Here is a 16,754-nt window from a genome sequence, read left to right on the forward strand (position 1 = left end):
CTTTCAGGTAGTCTTCCACAGGCTTGAATTTCTTTGGAACGAATGTATGTTCCACCTTGCCATGGACAGACTCCTTTAATGGCCAGATCCCTGTCTCAACAGACAGCTTTGCGAGACTGACGGATTGGGAGGGGTCGAATCCCCATCCTGGTGGGCAGGAGGAATGGGATATGAAGAGTTTTGGACCCTTATACTGTTCAGCTTTTCTGAACTTGTTCATCAGGTCAACCGGATAGGCAGGGGAGATGGTTGCAAGGTAGGGGGGATTGTGACTGTTCCATATCTCGAACAGATCCTTCTTTTGAAGCTGTGTACCAGCTGGTCTTGCCCCTCCTGGCGGGCTTGTTGCTGTCCTTGATCCAAAGGGTGTGGCCCCTGATTGCTGGAATCCGGTATTTCCATATGCCTCATTGTCATAACAGATATAATAGAAGTCCAGGTTGCGGTAAAGGGCTCCGGATGTGGACGACAGGCCCATGTCATATGCAGAACCATCCCCGGTCAGCACGACCACCTTTAGGTTCTCTTCCGGATCCAGCTTGCCCTTTTTGATCAATATATCCAGAGCATCCCGGACCCCCTGGGCCCCGGCAGGTGCACAGGCCATTGCAGTATAAAGCCAGGAATTCTTGAAAGGTGTGAAGGGATATATGGAAAGGAGGGTAAAACAGCTTGCAGCATTTACAATAACGATCTTTTCCCCCAGTGCCTTCAGGCAATGCCTCAGGGTCAGGAGCCCACCACAACCTGCACATGCAGGGGTTCCTGATAGTACGTTCTCTTCAGGGGGTATTTCCCTGATGGATCTGATGGGTGCTGTATCCATATCTTTATCCCTTCCCTGCAATATCCTTCAATCCTGCCATTTCTTTCCACTCATTCTCTGTATACAGGAGATGGGGCGTTTCCACAATTCCAGTATCCTCAGCCGTGGTCATTTTATCAAAGATAAACTCGAATTCTTCCGGGCTGATGTTCTTTCCCCCAAGCCCTCCAATGAAGGATAGTAAAAGGGGCCTGTTTATCTCATTGTACAGGCAACCGGCCATCTCTGAATATATGATCCCTCCCTTGCCTACGCTGATGTTCTGGTCTATGACAGCCACTGCCCTTTTCCCTTTCAATGCATTCTTTATATCAGGGTCCGGAAATGGTCTCAATACCCTCAGCCGCAGTAAGCCGGCCTTGAGCCCTTTCTCCCGTGCTCTTTTCACGGCAGCTTTCCCGAGGGTGGAAAATGAGTTTGTCATGACAAGGACATATTCGGCATCTTCCAGCATATATTCTTCAATGGCCCTGTATTTTCTGCCAAATTTCTGTTCGAAGTCCCCGCACACCTCCTTGTAGACCTCCAGGGCATTCTTACTTGCAAGGTGCATCTGGTATTTGAAATAGGAATAGAACTCCCCGCCAAGGACCGCAACGCCCTGGGCCATGGGCTGAACTGGCTTGAAAAAGGCATGTTCCGGCTGGTATTCTGGCAGGAAACTTCTGACAGTCTCCACATCCGGGATCTCCACGGGTTCTCTGGTAAATGAGAGGTAAAAACCGTCCATGTTCACAATGACAGGCAGGAGCACCCGTTCATCCTCAGCCAGTTTGTATGCCATCAGGATCGAATCAAATACTTCCTGGCAGGTCTCGCAATGGATCTGTAAGAATCCCGAATCCCTGATCGCCAGAATATCGTTGTGGTCCGGCCCCAGGGTGATCGGTGAGGACAATCCCCTTGATACATTTACCATCACCAGAGGGACTCTCCATCCTGCCACTGTATATATCATCTCAAATCCATACAACAGGCCTTGGCTGGATGTGGCCGTGAAGGTCCTGACCCCTGTGGCGGAAGCAGCACCTGCTGCCGTTACCATGGAATGCTCCGAGTCCATGGTAACAAAACTCGCATCCATGGCCCCGTCGGATATCCACTTTGCAATTGTCTCGATGATCTCCGTCTGGGGAGTTATAGGATAGGCCGGAATATAATCCACTTCTGCCAGCCGCACCCCCCAGGCAGCGGCACCATTGCCGGTTAGCATCTCTTTTCCCATTATAGTTCACCTTCTTCCGATTGGGAGTGCATCTCCCGCACGTCATTGATGGCCTTTACCGGACATTCCCTGGCGCATATGAGACAACCCTTACAGTTTTCGTAATCCGCATAAGGATAACCGTCTTCATTTACCTGGATACAACCCTCAGGACACCTGGCAACACAGGTCATGCACCTGGTACAAAGGTCATAATCCCAGATAGGTCTGAATACCCGCCAGTTTCCCGTTCTTCGCAGGGGGGTATTGCCGGTGGCATTTATGGCAGGACTGGATACACGAGCTGTTTCGAAAGGTATGTTGATAACATTCTCCCCTTCCCGTATGGCCTCAGTAGTTTTCATTTGTACCGGGACCACTGCATCGTAACAATAAAGTGCAGCCTCTGCATTCTTTTCTAAAATTCCCCTGTCCGATATTATTCCGGATAGCTCCTTTTCCAGGGCATCCCTTAAGGCATCCTCTCCAATGCCGGCGATCCTAGAGGCAACAGCAGCTGCAAGGCTGCTGAGGACGGGCTTTCCGATCATATCAAGGCCGATCTTTGTAAGGTCCAGTGTTATCACGTGATCTGTGATACTGTACCTTTCCTGTGTTTCCAGAGGACTCTGGGGCGTGTTTACAAAAACGACACCCCCTTTTTTAAGTCCTGATAAAGGCATTGCCTTAGGATCTGACAGTAGCGTTTCATCTATAACTATCACAATATCAGGATCTGAGATCACGCCCCGCTCCATGATGTTCTCTCTGGAGATGCGGGTAAAGGCAGTGATCGGCGCCCCCCTTTTCTCGGCACCATATAATGGAAAATCCTGTACATTGTAGCCGTCCAGAAATGCAGCTGTCCCGAGCACTCTGCTGGCAACCTTCGCTCCCTGGCCACCCCTGCCGTGGAATCTCAATCTGAGCATAAAAACTCCCCAATATCTTTAGGATTTTCTGTCTATAAATATCCTCTCATCCTTTATCTGAGTTATATGGGTCGATGGCATCCAGATATTTTGAACCGGCTGGCTGAACAATGGATTGGTTTCCATGAGAATGGTTGTGAAGATATCGTTTTTACTGGAATTTCAGGAAAAGTCGAAGTTACAAAAAGGCTGGATATCCTGCGATTGACTGATAAGGACGAGAGTTTGCCATAGCATCCGTTATACGATTAGATGAGCAATGTAGTTCTTTTTTGTGATCTTACTCGAAGACCAGTACGTCTTGCGCTGCGATATTCACGATGACACGTAATCCCATAGCATCATCCAGCAGCCTTGTCGGAACATCACAAAAAAGAACTACATTACTACCATCAAGTTCCACAGCCATCAGCTTGCTGCTACCCTTATCAGTAACATCAAGAACAGTGCCTGCAAAGACATTACAGTCATCTGAAAGCAGATCCTTATCATAGGCCATCAGATGTATGTTCTCCGGCCTTACCCCCCAGGAAACAGTATCTGAACCAGAAACATCCGAACCTGTGACAAATTGCAGACCTCTGCCTTCAAGAACAAAGCCTTCAGGAGAATTCCCGACAACAGCCCCATCCTCAAAGATATTGCTGACGCCCACAAGTTCTGCCACATCCCTGTCAACAGGAGAATAGAACACTTGCCGCGGACTGCCTGACTGGTGAACCTTCCCTTCATGAAGGACCACGACCCTGTCTGCAAGCGAGAACGCTTCCTCTGGACTATGGGTGATGAACAGTACAGGGATGCCAAGCTCCTTCTGAATAGTTTTTATCCTCTCCCTCAGTCGCATCCTGACCACCATATCAAGGGCAGAGAAAGGCTCATCCAACAACAGGATATCGGGACTCGGTGCAAGGGCACGGGCAAGGGCTACCCTCTGTTTCTGCCCTCCCGACAACTGGGAAGGATACCGTCCCTCCAGTCCCTCTATATGCAACAGACGAAGCATTTCGAATAATCGCGCCTCCTTCTTCACTGCATCCCACCCCTTAAGACCATAAACGATGTTCTTCCTCACATCCATATGCGGGAAAAGGGCATAGTTCTGGAAAACATATCCCGGCCTCCTGTACTGAGGCTGGAGATCGATACCCGAATCACTATCATAATACGTTTTTCCATTGACAACGATACTTCCTCGTTCCGGAGCTTCCAGTCCTGCGATACATCGAAGTGTCGTGGTCTTGCCGGAACCGGAGCGACCAAAAAGGACAACCAGCTCATTCCCCACCTCAAAACTGACATCCAGAGAAAAAACATCATCTCTGCCACCCTTCCTACCGCGGGAACGATACACCTTTGACAAGCTCACTTTTACGCCCATTTAAATACCTCACACGCTCCAACGATCTACGAACTTTGCAGCCAGTGCCATGGATAATAATGAAACAACGACCAGAGTGATGACAAGAATGTTCGCAAGAGCATCATTGCCTGACTGGAACGCCGTATATATGGACAAAGACATGGTATTCGTTTTCCCCGGAATATTACCCGCAACCATAAGGGTCGCACCGAACTCCCCCACAGCCCTTGCAAAACTTAACACGATGCCTGCAAGTATGCCTTTTTTAGCAAGGGGTAGGGTGACAAAGAGCATGGTCTCAAGCTCACTGTGCCCGAGGGTATAAGCCGCATACTCCAGTTCACGATCCACTGCACTGATAGCAGAAGCAGTGGTCTTCACCATGAGAGGAAGAGATACAACAAAAGCTGCTATCACCGCAGCATGCCATGTGAAAAGCAATGACCAACCCGTCATCTCAAAGAGAAAACTGCCTATTGCACCGTTCTTTCCCAACAGAACAACAAGAAGATAACCCGTAACCGTTGGCGGAAGCACGAGGGGAAGGGTCACAAGAATATCAGCCAGCCATTTCCCCCTGAAATCCCTTCTTGCAAGGGCATAGGATATGAGGATACCGAACACAGCAACAAGACAGGTGGACAGAACTGCCACCTTTAAAGTTATCGAGAGAGGGATCAAGGCATCTTCAAGCATCAATTATCATCCATTACACTAAAGCCATATTTTACGAATATACCTTTTCCTTCATCCGAAATAACATAATCGATGAATTCCTGTGAGGCTTCCCTTTCATCTGAAGATGAAACGACTGCAATAGGATAGCTTATACTGGTACTTACCGGGATCTGAGCAACAACTTCTATCTTATCCATATCTGAGGCCATCGCATCGGTCATATAAACAAAACCCGCATCAACTTCCCCGCTCCCAACATAGACGAGCACTTGCTTCACACTCTCCGCATAAATGAGCTTACCACTAACATCGTCCCACAAAGAAGCTGCCTCAAGTGCACCTTTCGTATATCTACCCACAGGTGCGATCTCCGGGTCTCCAATAGCTATCTTTGTAATTGAAACATCCTCAAGATCTTCAAGGGACCTTATAGTATTCTCGCTTGACCTGGGAACTATCATCACAAGAGAGTTCTCAGCGAAATCATGCCTTGTGTCAGCATAGATCAAATCCTCGGACCCAAGGAGGTCCATGTGCTTCTGGGAAGCCGAAGCAAAAACATCGATGGGAGCACCGGCTTCTATCTGCATACGCAGGGTACCTGAACCCGCCAGATTGAGAATTATATCGATATCAGGATGCGTATCTTCAAACTTGCGTTCGACCTCAGTGAAACTTTCGGTCAAACTTGCCGCGGCAGAGACAATGACCTCAGAACTCACATCTGTATGAGATGATGATGACCCTAAAAAAGCACCCCACCCCATAACCAAAAACAATGCCATAGCCAGTACCAATATGATAGATATGACCATTAAAGAACGCTTTTTATCCATACAATACCTCCGCTCACCATTATACCGTTATGTTTAGTAGAACATAACGAAATGAGATTAGATTGCTTGTATAAAAAATTTATTGTCAAGCGGTAGATGAGAAGTAAAACTTAATATTGCCCGATCAGTTTTGCGACCATCCTATGAACACCATGCATGCTGAGATCCTTCCCAAGATACAGCATAGGACACCTTCCAGTGTAACATTGATGATCTGCACAAAGTTCCCTCACAGCAGGAGTATCCGTTTTCCAGTGAACCCAGGTATTTACCACACCTTTCTCGAAAAGACCTTTCATGGCATCTGCCGGTTCGGTCTTTGTCAGACCTATCACCGCATTTTCCACACCTTCCGGAGCTTCACCGATAGATTTTATCGCATCCAGCTCGGGCCTATTGGAAAGGTCCACAAAATGAACAGTTTTCCCTTTCTTCCTGAGTTCCTCGACCGCCCATTCCATTGCAGGCTTGGTCCCATCACTAACAAGAATGAATTCGTCTGCATCCCAAAACTTCGAATAGGTATTTTCCATTATAATGACCCCCGCAATTGAAAACGGTACAGATATTTATACCAAACAAAATTATCTGAATAGAGCACCTTTAAGAATCAAGGATGTTGACACTTAAAAGACCTTCTATTTGTCTCATTATACACTTAAACTACGGATATTTGCCTATTTATCCATAGTCACCGTCGATCACACACGAACAATATACACAATGAGATAACTCCACTGGAAATAAGGGGGTCTTCGCGCTAAAACCAGCCAATTCTCATTTATGAATAATGCTTACTTAAATGTCACACGTTCGCTTTATTAAAAACTACTTTCAGAGAAGGTAAGATATAGTGAATACTTAAAACATGCACATCCTATCAAAGAACTGAATGGATGCGATACAATGGAAAAGATAAAAGAATTCTTCAAAATGGATAAATTCGCCGAATACATCGATGTTAAGCTCCTGGAAGTCTCGGAAGGCTACGCAAAAGCGAAGATGGACATCCACGAACATCACTTGAACGGGGTGGGTATCGTTCAGGGAGGAGCAATATTTACCCTTGCAGACTTCGCATTTGCCGCCGCTTCCAATTCTCATGGTACGGTTGCAGTCGCAATAAATGCCAATATATCCTTCGTAACTTCCACGACATCCGGGACCCTGTATGCCCAGGCGCGCGAAAATTCAAAAAACCCAAAGATAGCAACATATACAGTAGACATTACGGACGAAGAAGGAAATGCCATAGCAATATTCCAGGGAATGGCATACAGGAAAAAAATGAGTGTAGATTCATTTATGAGCTGAATAAAATTTCAGGCGTAAAGCCTCAACAGCTTCCTTTTCCAGATGGTCAAGTCCAAGAAGGAAATCCCTTAGCATTCGATGGTCATCCACTAAACGGTCTGCATTTTTCAGGCTTTCCTTACTGACATAGGTCGGAACAGCCAGACAGAACATACCTGCCCGATTGGCAGCTTCCACGCCCATTGCTGCATTTTCCACAACAAGACATTCACTTGCATACAGCCCGAACATATCAGCAGCACTCAGAAAAGGATCAGGGGCAGGCTTACCATTTTCAACATCCTCCCCACTTATGACAACATCGAAAATACCATCATAAAGATTAGTGATAATATCTTGCACTATATTCCGGTCAGCTCCGGAAACCACCGCAAACATAAAACGCTCTTTCAAAATTGGAAGACACTCGAGGACCTCACTAAAAGCCTTCAGTTCTACAATTCTGGCAAACTCATCCCGGTACCTGTGTATAAGCCCATCTAAATCAAAGTTCAGAAGATCCACACCATCTTTTTCCAGCAGATAGCTTACGATATCCACTGTCTTTGAGCCTTCCATATTATAGACATCCTGAGCATCCATGGATAAACCCATATCAGCAAATACATGACTCAAAGCTTCGGTATGGTAAGGCATAGAATCCACCAGAACCCCATCCATATCAAATATCAGAGCTTTTAGCACAATTAACACCCTATTAGAACCTTATTGCAGAACAACATATCCCGGAAATAGATACAAGAGAAAATATAATAGAACCGGAAAACGAAAAGTGATCAAACACCAACTGGGGATTTACTTTAACCTGAGTTCTTTTCCATGTTTGTGGAGTGCGATCTCAATATTGGATTTGAGGTCCTGTTCTTTGAACGGTTTAGATATGTAACCATAAGGTTCTGCGACCTTAGCTCTCTCAAGTGTCCTATCATCGGTATATGCTGTAAGGAAGATCACCGGAATATCGAATTTAATGCGGATCTCATTTGCAGCTTCAATGCCGTCCATATCGCCCCTCAGCATGATGTCCATCAACACAAGATCAGGGTAAAAAAGGTCTGCTTTAGTAATTGCATCCTCCCCGGATGAAGCGGTACTAGGCACTGAATACCCCAAGCTAATGAGCTTGTTCTTAATACTCAACGCCACAATATTCTCGTCCTCGACGACTAAAATGCTTGTCTCTTTATTCATGCGCCCTTCATACCCCATCTTTTATCAAACGTGACCCTAAACGCTTTAACGTATGCATCATCCATGGAAATTGTGCACTTGCTACTAATAAGCGTATCCAATAACTGTGAACTTAATAAAGTAGTTTTTTTAACGTATATACTTTTTGAGAGAACTATAGTAATATCACTCACGATTAGTATAAATTTGTTTTCATTACCAGAATATACACACATCAGATCATTACTAAATTCATCCACAAATTGATATTAATTGTATTGGTAACATATCATCAATAATAGTTCCAGAAAGAAAGGCTGCAAAATTCCTAGAATGGAACGTTCAGTTGTCAGAATATCTAAAACTTCTTTTTGCGAAATTTGTATAAATAAGAGGACAACGTCATTATTTTAAAGATGTTGACGAAATTTGTATAAATAAGAAGTTCATCTGTAGATAACAATGCCGGAAAATATAGAACACACCCCATTGACATCCTGGAATCCCGAGATGAAAGCTCCATCCATTGACGATACCGCATATATTCACCCACAAGCAATTGTGATCGGAGATGTAACCATTGGAAAACGAGTAATGGTGTCCCCCTTTGTATCCATAAGGGCCGATGAAGGTAGCCCCATCCATATTGACGACGACAGTAATGTTCAGGATGGAGTAATCATGCATGGCATGAAGACCATTGACATTAAAGGAAATCCAATTAAAGCAAATTAGGTGAATGTGGAAGGTAGACCATATTCAGTATATGTAGGAGAAAGAGTTTCAATTGCTCACCAATCACAGATACACGGCCCGGCTGCAGTCTGTGATGATGCATTTCTCGCAATGCAGACACTGGTATTCAATGCAAATGTTGGCAAGGGCTCCGTGCTTGAACCCAAATCTGGTGCCTTTGGCGTGGACATTCCGGAGAACAGGTATGTCCCCGCAGGAATGATGATCACCAAACAAGAAGATGCAGACGCTCTGCCAGAAATATTCGAAGGATATTTCTTTGAAAAGACCAACAGAGATGTAGTTTCCGTGAACATCGAGCTTGCTAAAGGATATAGGGAAAAGAGTGAAAAATAAAAAGGGATCAGCTTACGTAAGGATAACCTGCTGACATCCAGGCAGTAATACCACCTTGCATATTATAGACATCCGTATAACTGGCGTTAACAAGTGTTTTACTTGCTCTGACACTTCTTACCCCGGTACGGCAATAGACCAGAATGGCCTTGTCAGCTGGAACTTCATCCAGGCGGGACCCCAATTGTGAGACTTCGATATTTACTGCACCTTCGAGATGGCCTGAATTGAACTCACTTTCCGTGCGCACATTCAGAAGGAAAACATCTCCCTCATCGGCATATCTTTAGCCTCATGAACGGATACATCCGTATAGCTCACATCTACCCCATTTTTATTTGATACAAATTTATCATATCCAATAAATCCTAAAGCAATGCATGCAATCACCAGTAAGATCACCAGCATAGTGATATTATTTGAAAGAATGCTCATTTTACATCAACCCGGCAAAAGAAATCTCCTTCGAAACCAAACTGCTTGTAAACATAACATTCTCTGCAAAGACATTCCTTTTTTTCCGGAAGCAGGCGATCATTGCCGCGTGCACAGAACATATAACCATCTCCGGGATATGAAGGACAGCGTTTGCAGTTGCAAGCTTTTGAATGGTGAAAGGAGGGACATACTCCAAAATATTTCCCACCGGACATTCTTTCCCCGGTATCTGACATTCACAGCCCCTCACATATAGAGAAAACATTTAGTTTTCTTTAAGTTTCTTTTTCGCAACCAGTCCCAAATGGTCCTCATGGAACGGTGCGAGGTCGTGTTTCTTAATAACCTTGAATTGGGTATCGAAGTCCTTTTCCAGTTTGTTCACTTCCTCTTTGAAGACCTTGGAAGGATTCGCCACCGTATCGATACTTCTGGCCTTAATGGAAAGAAGCAGATGCCCATCATCCTTAAGGAACTGCTCTGCATTCACCGCAGCTATCTGTGCCTGATTAGGCTGGGCAACATCCTGAAAGATCACATCGACCTGCTCAACGATATGAGCATAAAGCTTCGGACGGGAGGCATCTGCAAGTATTGGCACGATATTGGACCTTGTATCACAGAGCTGGATCAGTTCCCGCATGGTACGTGGGGAGAACTCCACCGCATAGACGATACCATTGGGAAGCATATCTGAAACGTGGCTTACGGTGGTGCCGGATGCGGCTCCAAGATACAGGACCCGGGAATCACTTTTTATCGGCACCTTCATCTTCTTGATGACCATTGCCGCGAGTTTGCTCCTGCGGGCATCCCAGGCACGATATTCCTCACCTTCTTCCTCCAGCAGATTCTCACCATAGACGTTCGAGCCGGGGTTGGCATTCTTTGTAGCCAATATCTTCTTACCACCTTTTCGAACCTCGAATATGCCCTCTGATATCTCATTCACATCCATTTATCTCTCGCCTCCTTTATTTTTACCCTTGTATCCTTTGCCAGCGGGTTTTTGTTTAACGGGAGGCTTGGGATTTGCAGCTTTTATGGAATTCACCTTTTTCTCAAGGTTAACCTTTATCTCAGAATGCAATTCACCGGAATAAACATCCATACGTGCTGCCAGACTTATCTTTGCAGCCAGCGCACGTGCGATCTTACCCCTCTGCCACCAGGGGGAGTTCTTGACCAGAGGATTATTGAAGATTATACCGTGCTTTGGAGACGGTGCTCGCCCACGAAGATGTTTGAAAAGTGCCCTATTGGCACCCATGACCTGAACTGTGCTCGAGGGCAATTGAGAAAGCCTTGCGAGGCCACCGGTCATGCTGATAAGCCGGGCACCGATAAGAGACCCCGCGATCAATGTGACGTTCGGTGCCATTTTTTCCATGTTCCTTACTATACTAGCTTCAATGCTGTGCCGACTGTCATAAAGCTCACAAGCATTGGAAGCAAAGCCCATTATAAGCTCCTCATCGGCAGAAGGGAGTTCAGAACCCATGGAAGAGGTTGCCTTTTCGAACATAGGATGTTCGGCAGGAACGTTGTTGCGTGAACCGAACTCGCTAACGAAACGTGCAAGCGGTTCAGAACTTAGACCCAATTCCGGAAAATGCAGACCATACCATTCGGAAAGACGTTCGGAAAGCACGTTGACAACATCATCGATATCATCCAGCGCCTCTACCGCCTGAATTATTTGCATATCCGGAGTATTCGTCCTCGATATCTGTAACTTCGCAGCACGAATTGACACATCCCTTAACAGAGAATTGTATTCCTCATCGTTTTCCACGAACCCGCATTCAATGGCCACTGTACGTATATCGAAACCACTGCCGGGAGAATATGCGACAACGTCCTTCTGGAGCAGAAGTTCCGCAAGCTCATCAACATCTTTGTTGAAAGGTTCACATTCACTAACACCATCGTCACCAATGGTCAGTATACCATACCAAGTAATGATCTTCAAATCAATCCTTCCATATCATTGCACCGGAATTGTTCGCTTTAGTAAGGACAACGGTGCCGCCCCCTGTCTCATCAAGGAAATGTTGCACTTCATCCCTTATTTGTTCAGCCATATTTCTGTTATCAATAAATCCAAATACCGCAGGACCAAAGGAGCTCATCCCTGCCCCGCATGTACCAAGGTCCTGCATAAGTTCCATAAGGTCCCTTACTTGCCGGGATTGCAAAGCAACTTCACGCTTCTTGAAACCAACATTCTGCAAATGATCCACGGCAAACCCGAAGTTCTCGATATCGCCTTCGAGTATAGCAGGCAACATCTGCATCAGCACCACATGACAGACTTCCTGTACTTCGCTCAAAGGTATAGGACATTCCTTTTTGAAAATATCGACCTCTTGCGAATCATGTGCACCAACAGAATCAGGAATTGCGAGAATAATATCCCAATCCGGAAGATCATGCCTGAAAACGACAGGAGCAGGTGCTGCTTTGCTGGCAGAGGAAGGAGAGAAAGAACCTTTCTCACTGAACTTATGCCCGACATCCACAAGAAAGCCACCGCTTTCAAAGGAGGCGACTCCAATACCAGAAGTACCACCCCTGCCAACTGCGATAGCAAGCTCCCTCACGGTCAGCCCGAGACCATAGAGTTCGTTCACTGCCGCTGCCGCACTCAACGCAGACTGTGTCCCGGAACCAAGACCCACATGGGCGGGCATATCTTCTTCGACATGTATGAGGACACCCTCGCCCTCAGGAAGAACAGCCTTTGCCGCTTCGACCATACGGCCTGCAAAACTGGAGTTACCCGTCACTTCGACCCCATCCGCCTTTTCAGCAGAGAGCACAATATTGGGATGGTAAAGGGTTATCCCTATACCGCCATCTATTCTGCCGATCTCTGCATTCAGATCTATCAATGATAGATGCAATCTGGATGGAGACCTTATTTTGATCATGGTCGGTTATCTGTGTTCATCTTATTAAATACTAACACTATTGAAAAATGAGGCTGTTAAGCACCGGAAACTGAACCGGATGAGTATCTGTTTTTCGCAAACCACCAGCCGGTCTTCAGCACCTTTACATTGAATATGAACATCAAAAGCGGAGGAATAAAAGAACCGATCCTGAAACGGATTGAACCTGACAGGTGCACATCGAACGCCTCTTCCATGAACACCGGATATAAAGAATAACTGAAACTTCGGGCCCTTCCCCTAACTATGGAAGCCAGTGTATGCAGATAACCGCACATCATTCCCGTATCCGCAGGGTCAGGCAATCCATACGTAAGATCGAATGCGAGGTCCCTTATGTGTAACTGAAAAAGAAGACCCTTCATCAAATGGAGGAACTGCCCCTTTATAGCATACCCTTTCCTTGCCATTTCATACGTATTTTTCAGAGGATGATCTGTGTCCTCCTTTGTAGTGCCTTCCTCTGCCGAAGTTGTGCTATTCGTAACAGGAACCTCTTTTGCATCGGGCTGACCTGAAAAACTGTAAGACAGGAACATCCACTTCAAACTGACATTGCTTCGGACCCCGGAAAGACCACCATTAACATCAAATGCTACAGCTATAGGTGCCAGCAGGATCAGTGCCAGCAAGAAGATAATGATCAGAACTATTACGTAAAGGAAGAACATCAGTTCCAAACTATCACTTGCCGATAAAAGAAAAAGGAAGTTTATTCAGCATCCTCAGATGCATCCTTATTTTTATCGTCCTTTTTCATTTTGCCTTTTACAGACCTTATCTTTTCGTAAACTCCAGGAACTGCATCGAGGAGCTTGCCAAGATCACTCTTTCCGGAAAGGGTCATCAGCCTTACACCTTCATCGGAGATCACGAGAAAAGCAACTGGCTCGATCTTCGCACCGCCTCCACCGCCACCTCCGAAACCGGATTCACCGCCATCTTTGGAGCCTTCCCCCCCGCCGCTTCCAAACCCAAAGGAAACCTTGGTGATAGGAAGGATGGTTTTATCCCCGGCAATGACCGGTTCACCAACAACTGTTTTAGCACTTACCAGACGTTCAAGTTCACTGGTAACCTCTTTCATAACATCTTCAAGACCCATATATAAACCCCCATATTAGTTCTGAGAACGCACATATTCAAATGAAAGATAACTATGAATATCTATGTTGATGAACAGTTAAAAAATTAGCCCCATGAGAAGGAAACAGAGCAGATTTTACTGCTCTTCGTTATCCATAAAGAAGTTCATGAGCGAATACTTCACTTTTTCAGGATCAACGTCCACGAACTCACTTCTCTCTGCCGGCGGGAACACTTCAAATACCGAGAACTTACCAAACCTCTTCTTTGAATCCGTGAGGAACCTGCCATCGAGAAGGATGCGAGCACCATAGTCGGTCGGAGAACGTACCACGCGACCCATTGCCTGTCTGATCTTACGGATCGTTGGGACCTGGATCGCAAACTCCCAGCCTGCACCATAACCGAAGACATGGTCATACGCAGACTCCACTGCATTCATCCTGTCATTGAGTGCAGGATAGCCAACCCCTACAATTATAACTGTGCGCCCACGTCCGTCCCTATAATCAATTCCTTCGCTCAACGTACCCCACAGATATGAGAGCAACACCGCTTTACCGTTGTCCTCTCCTATTGCGAAGAACTCTTCCCGCACATCCTGTGACGATACGCCTACCTCATCAAGGAATACAGGCACATTGACGAGGGGTTCGAGCTTTGAATAATAGCGTTTGGCCTCAAATGCACTCTGGAAAAAGAGAATGACATTACCCTTTGAATGTTCGATAGAATCCAGAATCACCTGTTCCAGAAGTTCAGTTACATGCCGGTCATCGCGGTTCTTGGCAAAGAGCGGAGGAATAGATACTGCGATTGAAAGCCTTTTTTCTTCAGGGAAGGAGGTTCCGTAGGACATCTCACACGTATCCCTCGTGATACCCAGGGTCTTCTTCACCATATCGAAAGGATGAAGCGTTGCTGACATGAGGATCACCGAGAATAGAGAATTGAAAAGCGGTTCGGTCACGTTCTTTGGGATACATGTGAAAAGCTCGATGCGCCCGTATATATCATCGTTCATATCCCTGCGGACGTTCAAAATGGGATAGTAGTTCAGATTGTGGGATAGTTCGATATAAACTGAAATGAAATCCGCAACAGACCTGATATGTGAACGTTTCATGACACTGCTCAGGCCTTTTTTGTATTGGTCCCGATATGTCTCGTCCAGTTTGGCACCAAGCGCACTTGCTTCTGAAAGCAATATCTGTATATCGTCCTTCTCACCAAAATCTCCCTTGGCCTGACGGAGGAACTTACCACGAACAATGTCATTGCGTTCATAAGGATCGCTTATGCGCATATCATACCAGTTCTTTCTGACACGTTCACGTTCACCGAACTTGAACCTTGAATTGTAGGTATCCGAGATTACCTCAAGGAAGATCTTGAAAAGATTATGTATATTATCATCTGCCAGAAGGTCAAGGTTAGCTTCGAGCTCAGCTATTGCTTTTTCAATTGAATGTTCGGTAAGGGATAAAGAGGAATGGGACCTTGCGGCGGCTTCGAGATTATGGGCCTCATCGAAAATGACAATGGTCTCTTGGGGCTCTTTTTCAATCCAACCAAGCACCGTTGAGAAAATATCCGGATTCAGGACATGATGGTAATTGCATATCAGCAGATCTGCGTGCTTTAACTCCCTTTTCACCAGCTCATATCCACACATGCCATCCTTGAGAGCATGGTCATTGACCTCCTCAGGGGAGCGTACTTCTTTGTAAAGCCATCCTCTGAACTTTTCACTATCTGAGCGTAAAACCTCATAAAGGTCATTGCACGCACGGTCGCGAAGTCCCCTTGCTTTCTCTTCCACAGCATCGATCTCTTTTGACAATTCATCCCGAAGTGTCACGAATGCCGGGTCATGGGACTTTTTGTAACTGTCGCGTGCAGAGTTCAGTTCCTGCCTTTTAAGATATATCTCCCTCTCCGTCTCCATCAGCTCAAAGGTGTTCTCCCTTTTAACAGAACATTCCTCATAATCAGCTTCCTGGGGACACATCGCGGTCTTGCCTTTTATGACAGCGACCTTGACATCCTGAACCTTTTTTATGTCACGTGCCTCATTAATGAACTGTACCATTTGCTGATGTACATTGGTAGCGATAATGACGGTCTTGCCTAACATTTTACCAACATGAAGTGCCGGAACAAGTGCACTAAGTGTTTTACCGGTTCCGCAGGCACCTTCGAACAGCACTAACTGTTGCTGCATAAGGGCACTGTGAATGCGGTCCATTGCTTCCTGTTGATTCGGATAGCATGAATTTTGCGTAAAATATTTCATAAATGCAGGCTTGTCGCTCATCGCATCTCCTATGATGTTACCATACTTTAATAGTATTGATTGAAATTATTCAGAAAGTTTTACTTTTACAGTGTCTTCACAAATAACACGATTTGTCAAACTATCGAATATCTTCACCGTGACAGTTTCCCCATCGTTGAAACCGTAATTGTTGGAAGTGTCGGAATAGCCATCTACACTGACATGAACATTAGAAGCATCCGTACCATTAATACTGTCATCCCCATCCAACACCAGAATTTCACCTGCCGACCACAGCCCATCTTCAATACATGGATTGTTTCTTTTGTATGCAAGAAGCGAGCCCTCCGGAGTAAGGTCAAAATATTTTACTGTGACATGACCATAGGCCATGAACCCCACATGTCCGACCTGACCGACCTGACCGACCTGACTGACATAGCTGCTACCCTCCCCACTGAGAACTATAAAAGTAGAATCAAGGTCAAGAGGATCTCCACCCTTGTGCTCAAGGCTCACAAAATTATTTTTGTACGAACTTGCATAGCCCACAACATCATTCACTTCGATCATCGCCACAGGA

Annotated in this window: 23 protein-coding genes; 4 read left to right on the plus strand and 19 right to left on the minus strand. The window is 45.7% G+C overall.

Going from position 1 to position 16,754, the window contains the following annotated elements:
• The 3 genes from QAS77_RS03885 to QAS77_RS03895 all read right to left on the minus strand — a co-directional run.
• On the minus strand, window positions 1-826 hold an 826-nt coding region (locus QAS77_RS03885), incomplete at its 3' end, for a thiamine pyrophosphate-dependent enzyme (RefSeq protein WP_305064212.1).
• A gap of 4 nt (window positions 827-830) precedes the next feature.
• The gene (locus QAS77_RS03890) at window positions 831-2,051 is read right to left on the minus strand and encodes a hypothetical protein (RefSeq protein WP_305064213.1); all 1,221 of its coding nucleotides are present in this window, start codon (window positions 2,049-2,051) and stop codon (window positions 831-833) included.
• Complete coding sequence (locus QAS77_RS03895) at window positions 2,051-2,962, minus strand: 2-oxoacid:acceptor oxidoreductase family protein (protein WP_250868027.1); 912 nt, start codon at window positions 2,960-2,962, stop codon at window positions 2,051-2,053. The genes QAS77_RS03890 and QAS77_RS03895 overlap by 1 nt, the downstream gene beginning before the upstream one ends.
• A gap of 90 nt (window positions 2,963-3,052) precedes the next feature.
• Here QAS77_RS03895 and QAS77_RS03900 point away from each other — a divergent pair, with 90 nt between their 5' ends.
• A complete protein-coding gene (locus tag QAS77_RS03900) occupies window positions 3,053-3,196 on the plus strand; it encodes a hypothetical protein (protein ID WP_305064214.1) in 144 nt (47 codons plus the stop codon).
• A 46-nt stretch (window positions 3,197-3,242) separates the two neighbouring features.
• On the opposite strand, the gene QAS77_RS03905 is transcribed toward QAS77_RS03900, so the two are convergent.
• The 4 genes from QAS77_RS03905 to QAS77_RS03920 all read right to left on the minus strand — a co-directional run bounded on the left by QAS77_RS03905 (window position 3,243) and on the right by QAS77_RS03920 (window position 6,372).
• Window positions 3,243-4,343: an ABC transporter ATP-binding protein gene (locus QAS77_RS03905; protein WP_305064215.1), complete on the minus strand. Its 1,101-nt coding sequence runs from the start codon at window positions 4,341-4,343 to the stop codon at window positions 3,243-3,245.
• Window positions 4,344-4,352: 9 nt separating this feature from the next.
• The gene (gene modB, locus QAS77_RS03910; RefSeq protein ID WP_250868029.1) at window positions 4,353-5,021 is read right to left on the minus strand and encodes a molybdate ABC transporter permease subunit; all 669 of its coding nucleotides are present in this window, start codon (window positions 5,019-5,021) and stop codon (window positions 4,353-4,355) included.
• Window positions 5,021-5,839: a molybdate ABC transporter substrate-binding protein gene (gene modA, locus QAS77_RS03915; protein ID WP_250868030.1), complete on the minus strand. Its 819-nt coding sequence runs from the start codon at window positions 5,837-5,839 to the stop codon at window positions 5,021-5,023. Before modA ends, modB begins: the two co-directional genes overlap by 1 nt.
• 110 nt (window positions 5,840-5,949) lie before the next feature.
• Window positions 5,950-6,372 (minus strand): hypothetical protein, encoded by a 423-nt coding sequence (locus QAS77_RS03920; RefSeq protein ID WP_250868031.1) that lies wholly within the window; start codon window positions 6,370-6,372, stop codon window positions 5,950-5,952.
• Between the two features lie 373 nt (window positions 6,373-6,745).
• Here QAS77_RS03920 and QAS77_RS03925 point away from each other — a divergent pair, with 373 nt between their 5' ends.
• A complete protein-coding gene (locus tag QAS77_RS03925) occupies window positions 6,746-7,153 on the plus strand; it encodes a PaaI family thioesterase (RefSeq protein ID WP_250868032.1) in 408 nt (135 codons plus the stop codon).
• On the opposite strand, the gene QAS77_RS03930 is transcribed toward QAS77_RS03925, so the two are convergent.
• Together QAS77_RS03930 and QAS77_RS03935 are read right to left on the minus strand one after the other, a co-directional pair.
• Window positions 7,139-7,837: an HAD family hydrolase gene (locus QAS77_RS03930; protein WP_250868033.1), complete on the minus strand. Its 699-nt coding sequence runs from the start codon at window positions 7,835-7,837 to the stop codon at window positions 7,139-7,141. The two genes, QAS77_RS03925 and QAS77_RS03930, sit on opposite strands and share 15 nt — an antisense overlap.
• Window positions 7,838-7,948: 111 nt before the next feature.
• Window positions 7,949-8,344: a response regulator gene (locus tag QAS77_RS03935; RefSeq protein WP_270096006.1), complete on the minus strand. Its 396-nt coding sequence runs from the start codon at window positions 8,342-8,344 to the stop codon at window positions 7,949-7,951.
• 441 nt (window positions 8,345-8,785) lie between these two features.
• Here QAS77_RS03935 and QAS77_RS03940 point away from each other — a divergent pair, with 441 nt between their 5' ends.
• Together QAS77_RS03940 and QAS77_RS03945 are read left to right on the plus strand one after the other, a co-directional pair.
• Window positions 8,786-9,058: a hypothetical protein gene (locus QAS77_RS03940; RefSeq protein WP_305064216.1), complete on the plus strand. Its 273-nt coding sequence runs from the start codon at window positions 8,786-8,788 to the stop codon at window positions 9,056-9,058.
• Window positions 9,059-9,064: 6 nt separating this feature from the next.
• Window positions 9,065-9,415, plus strand: coding sequence for a hypothetical protein (locus QAS77_RS03945; RefSeq protein ID WP_250868036.1), 351 nt, complete (start codon window positions 9,065-9,067; stop codon window positions 9,413-9,415).
• Between the two features lie 7 nt (window positions 9,416-9,422).
• Here the strand turns inward: QAS77_RS03945 and QAS77_RS03950 are convergent, their stop codons facing one another.
• The 10 genes from QAS77_RS03950 to QAS77_RS03995 form a co-directional block, all read right to left on the minus strand.
• Complete coding sequence (locus QAS77_RS03950; protein ID WP_305064217.1) at window positions 9,423-9,665, minus strand: rhodanese-like domain-containing protein; 243 nt, start codon at window positions 9,663-9,665, stop codon at window positions 9,423-9,425.
• 2 nt (window positions 9,666-9,667) lie between these two features.
• Window positions 9,668-9,850, minus strand: a complete 183-nt coding sequence (locus QAS77_RS03955; protein ID WP_250868038.1) for a hypothetical protein — start codon at window positions 9,848-9,850, stop codon at window positions 9,668-9,670.
• Window positions 9,847-10,089, minus strand: coding sequence for a DUF2769 domain-containing protein (locus tag QAS77_RS03960; protein ID WP_305064218.1), 243 nt, complete (start codon window positions 10,087-10,089; stop codon window positions 9,847-9,849). The genes QAS77_RS03955 and QAS77_RS03960 overlap by 4 nt, the downstream gene beginning before the upstream one ends.
• 29 nt (window positions 10,090-10,118) lie before the next feature.
• Window positions 10,119-10,811 carry a fibrillarin-like rRNA/tRNA 2'-O-methyltransferase gene (locus QAS77_RS03965; RefSeq protein WP_305064219.1) on the minus strand — a complete coding sequence of 231 codons (693 nt, stop codon included), beginning with the start codon at window positions 10,809-10,811 and terminating at the stop codon, window positions 10,119-10,121.
• Window positions 10,812-11,825, minus strand: a complete 1,014-nt coding sequence (locus QAS77_RS03970; protein WP_305064220.1) for an NOP5/NOP56 family protein — start codon at window positions 11,823-11,825, stop codon at window positions 10,812-10,814. It abuts the gene before it with no gap.
• 1 nt (window position 11,826) lies between these two features.
• On the minus strand, window positions 11,827-12,786 hold the full coding sequence (locus QAS77_RS03975; RefSeq protein ID WP_305064221.1) for a beta-ribofuranosylaminobenzene 5'-phosphate synthase: 960 nt from the start codon (window positions 12,784-12,786) through the stop codon (window positions 11,827-11,829).
• A gap of 56 nt (window positions 12,787-12,842) precedes the next feature.
• Window positions 12,843-13,478, minus strand: coding sequence for a DUF2953 domain-containing protein (locus QAS77_RS03980; RefSeq protein WP_250868057.1), 636 nt, complete (start codon window positions 13,476-13,478; stop codon window positions 12,843-12,845).
• Window positions 13,479-13,519: 41 nt separating this feature from the next.
• Complete coding sequence (locus tag QAS77_RS03985; RefSeq protein ID WP_250868043.1) at window positions 13,520-13,912, minus strand: GerW family sporulation protein; 393 nt, start codon at window positions 13,910-13,912, stop codon at window positions 13,520-13,522.
• Window positions 13,913-14,029: 117 nt separating this feature from the next.
• Window positions 14,030-16,210, minus strand: coding sequence for an ATP-dependent DNA helicase (locus QAS77_RS03990; protein WP_305064222.1), 2,181 nt, complete (start codon window positions 16,208-16,210; stop codon window positions 14,030-14,032).
• 45 nt (window positions 16,211-16,255) lie between these two features.
• A partial coding sequence (locus QAS77_RS03995) for a type IV pilin N-terminal domain-containing protein (protein WP_305064223.1) occupies window positions 16,256-16,754 on the minus strand: 499 nt, incomplete at its 5' end.

Origin of the sequence: Methanococcoides sp., from assembly GCF_030594565.1 — an archaeon.
Lineage (GTDB): Archaea > Halobacteriota > Methanosarcinia > Methanosarcinales > Methanosarcinaceae > Methanococcoides > Methanococcoides seepicolus.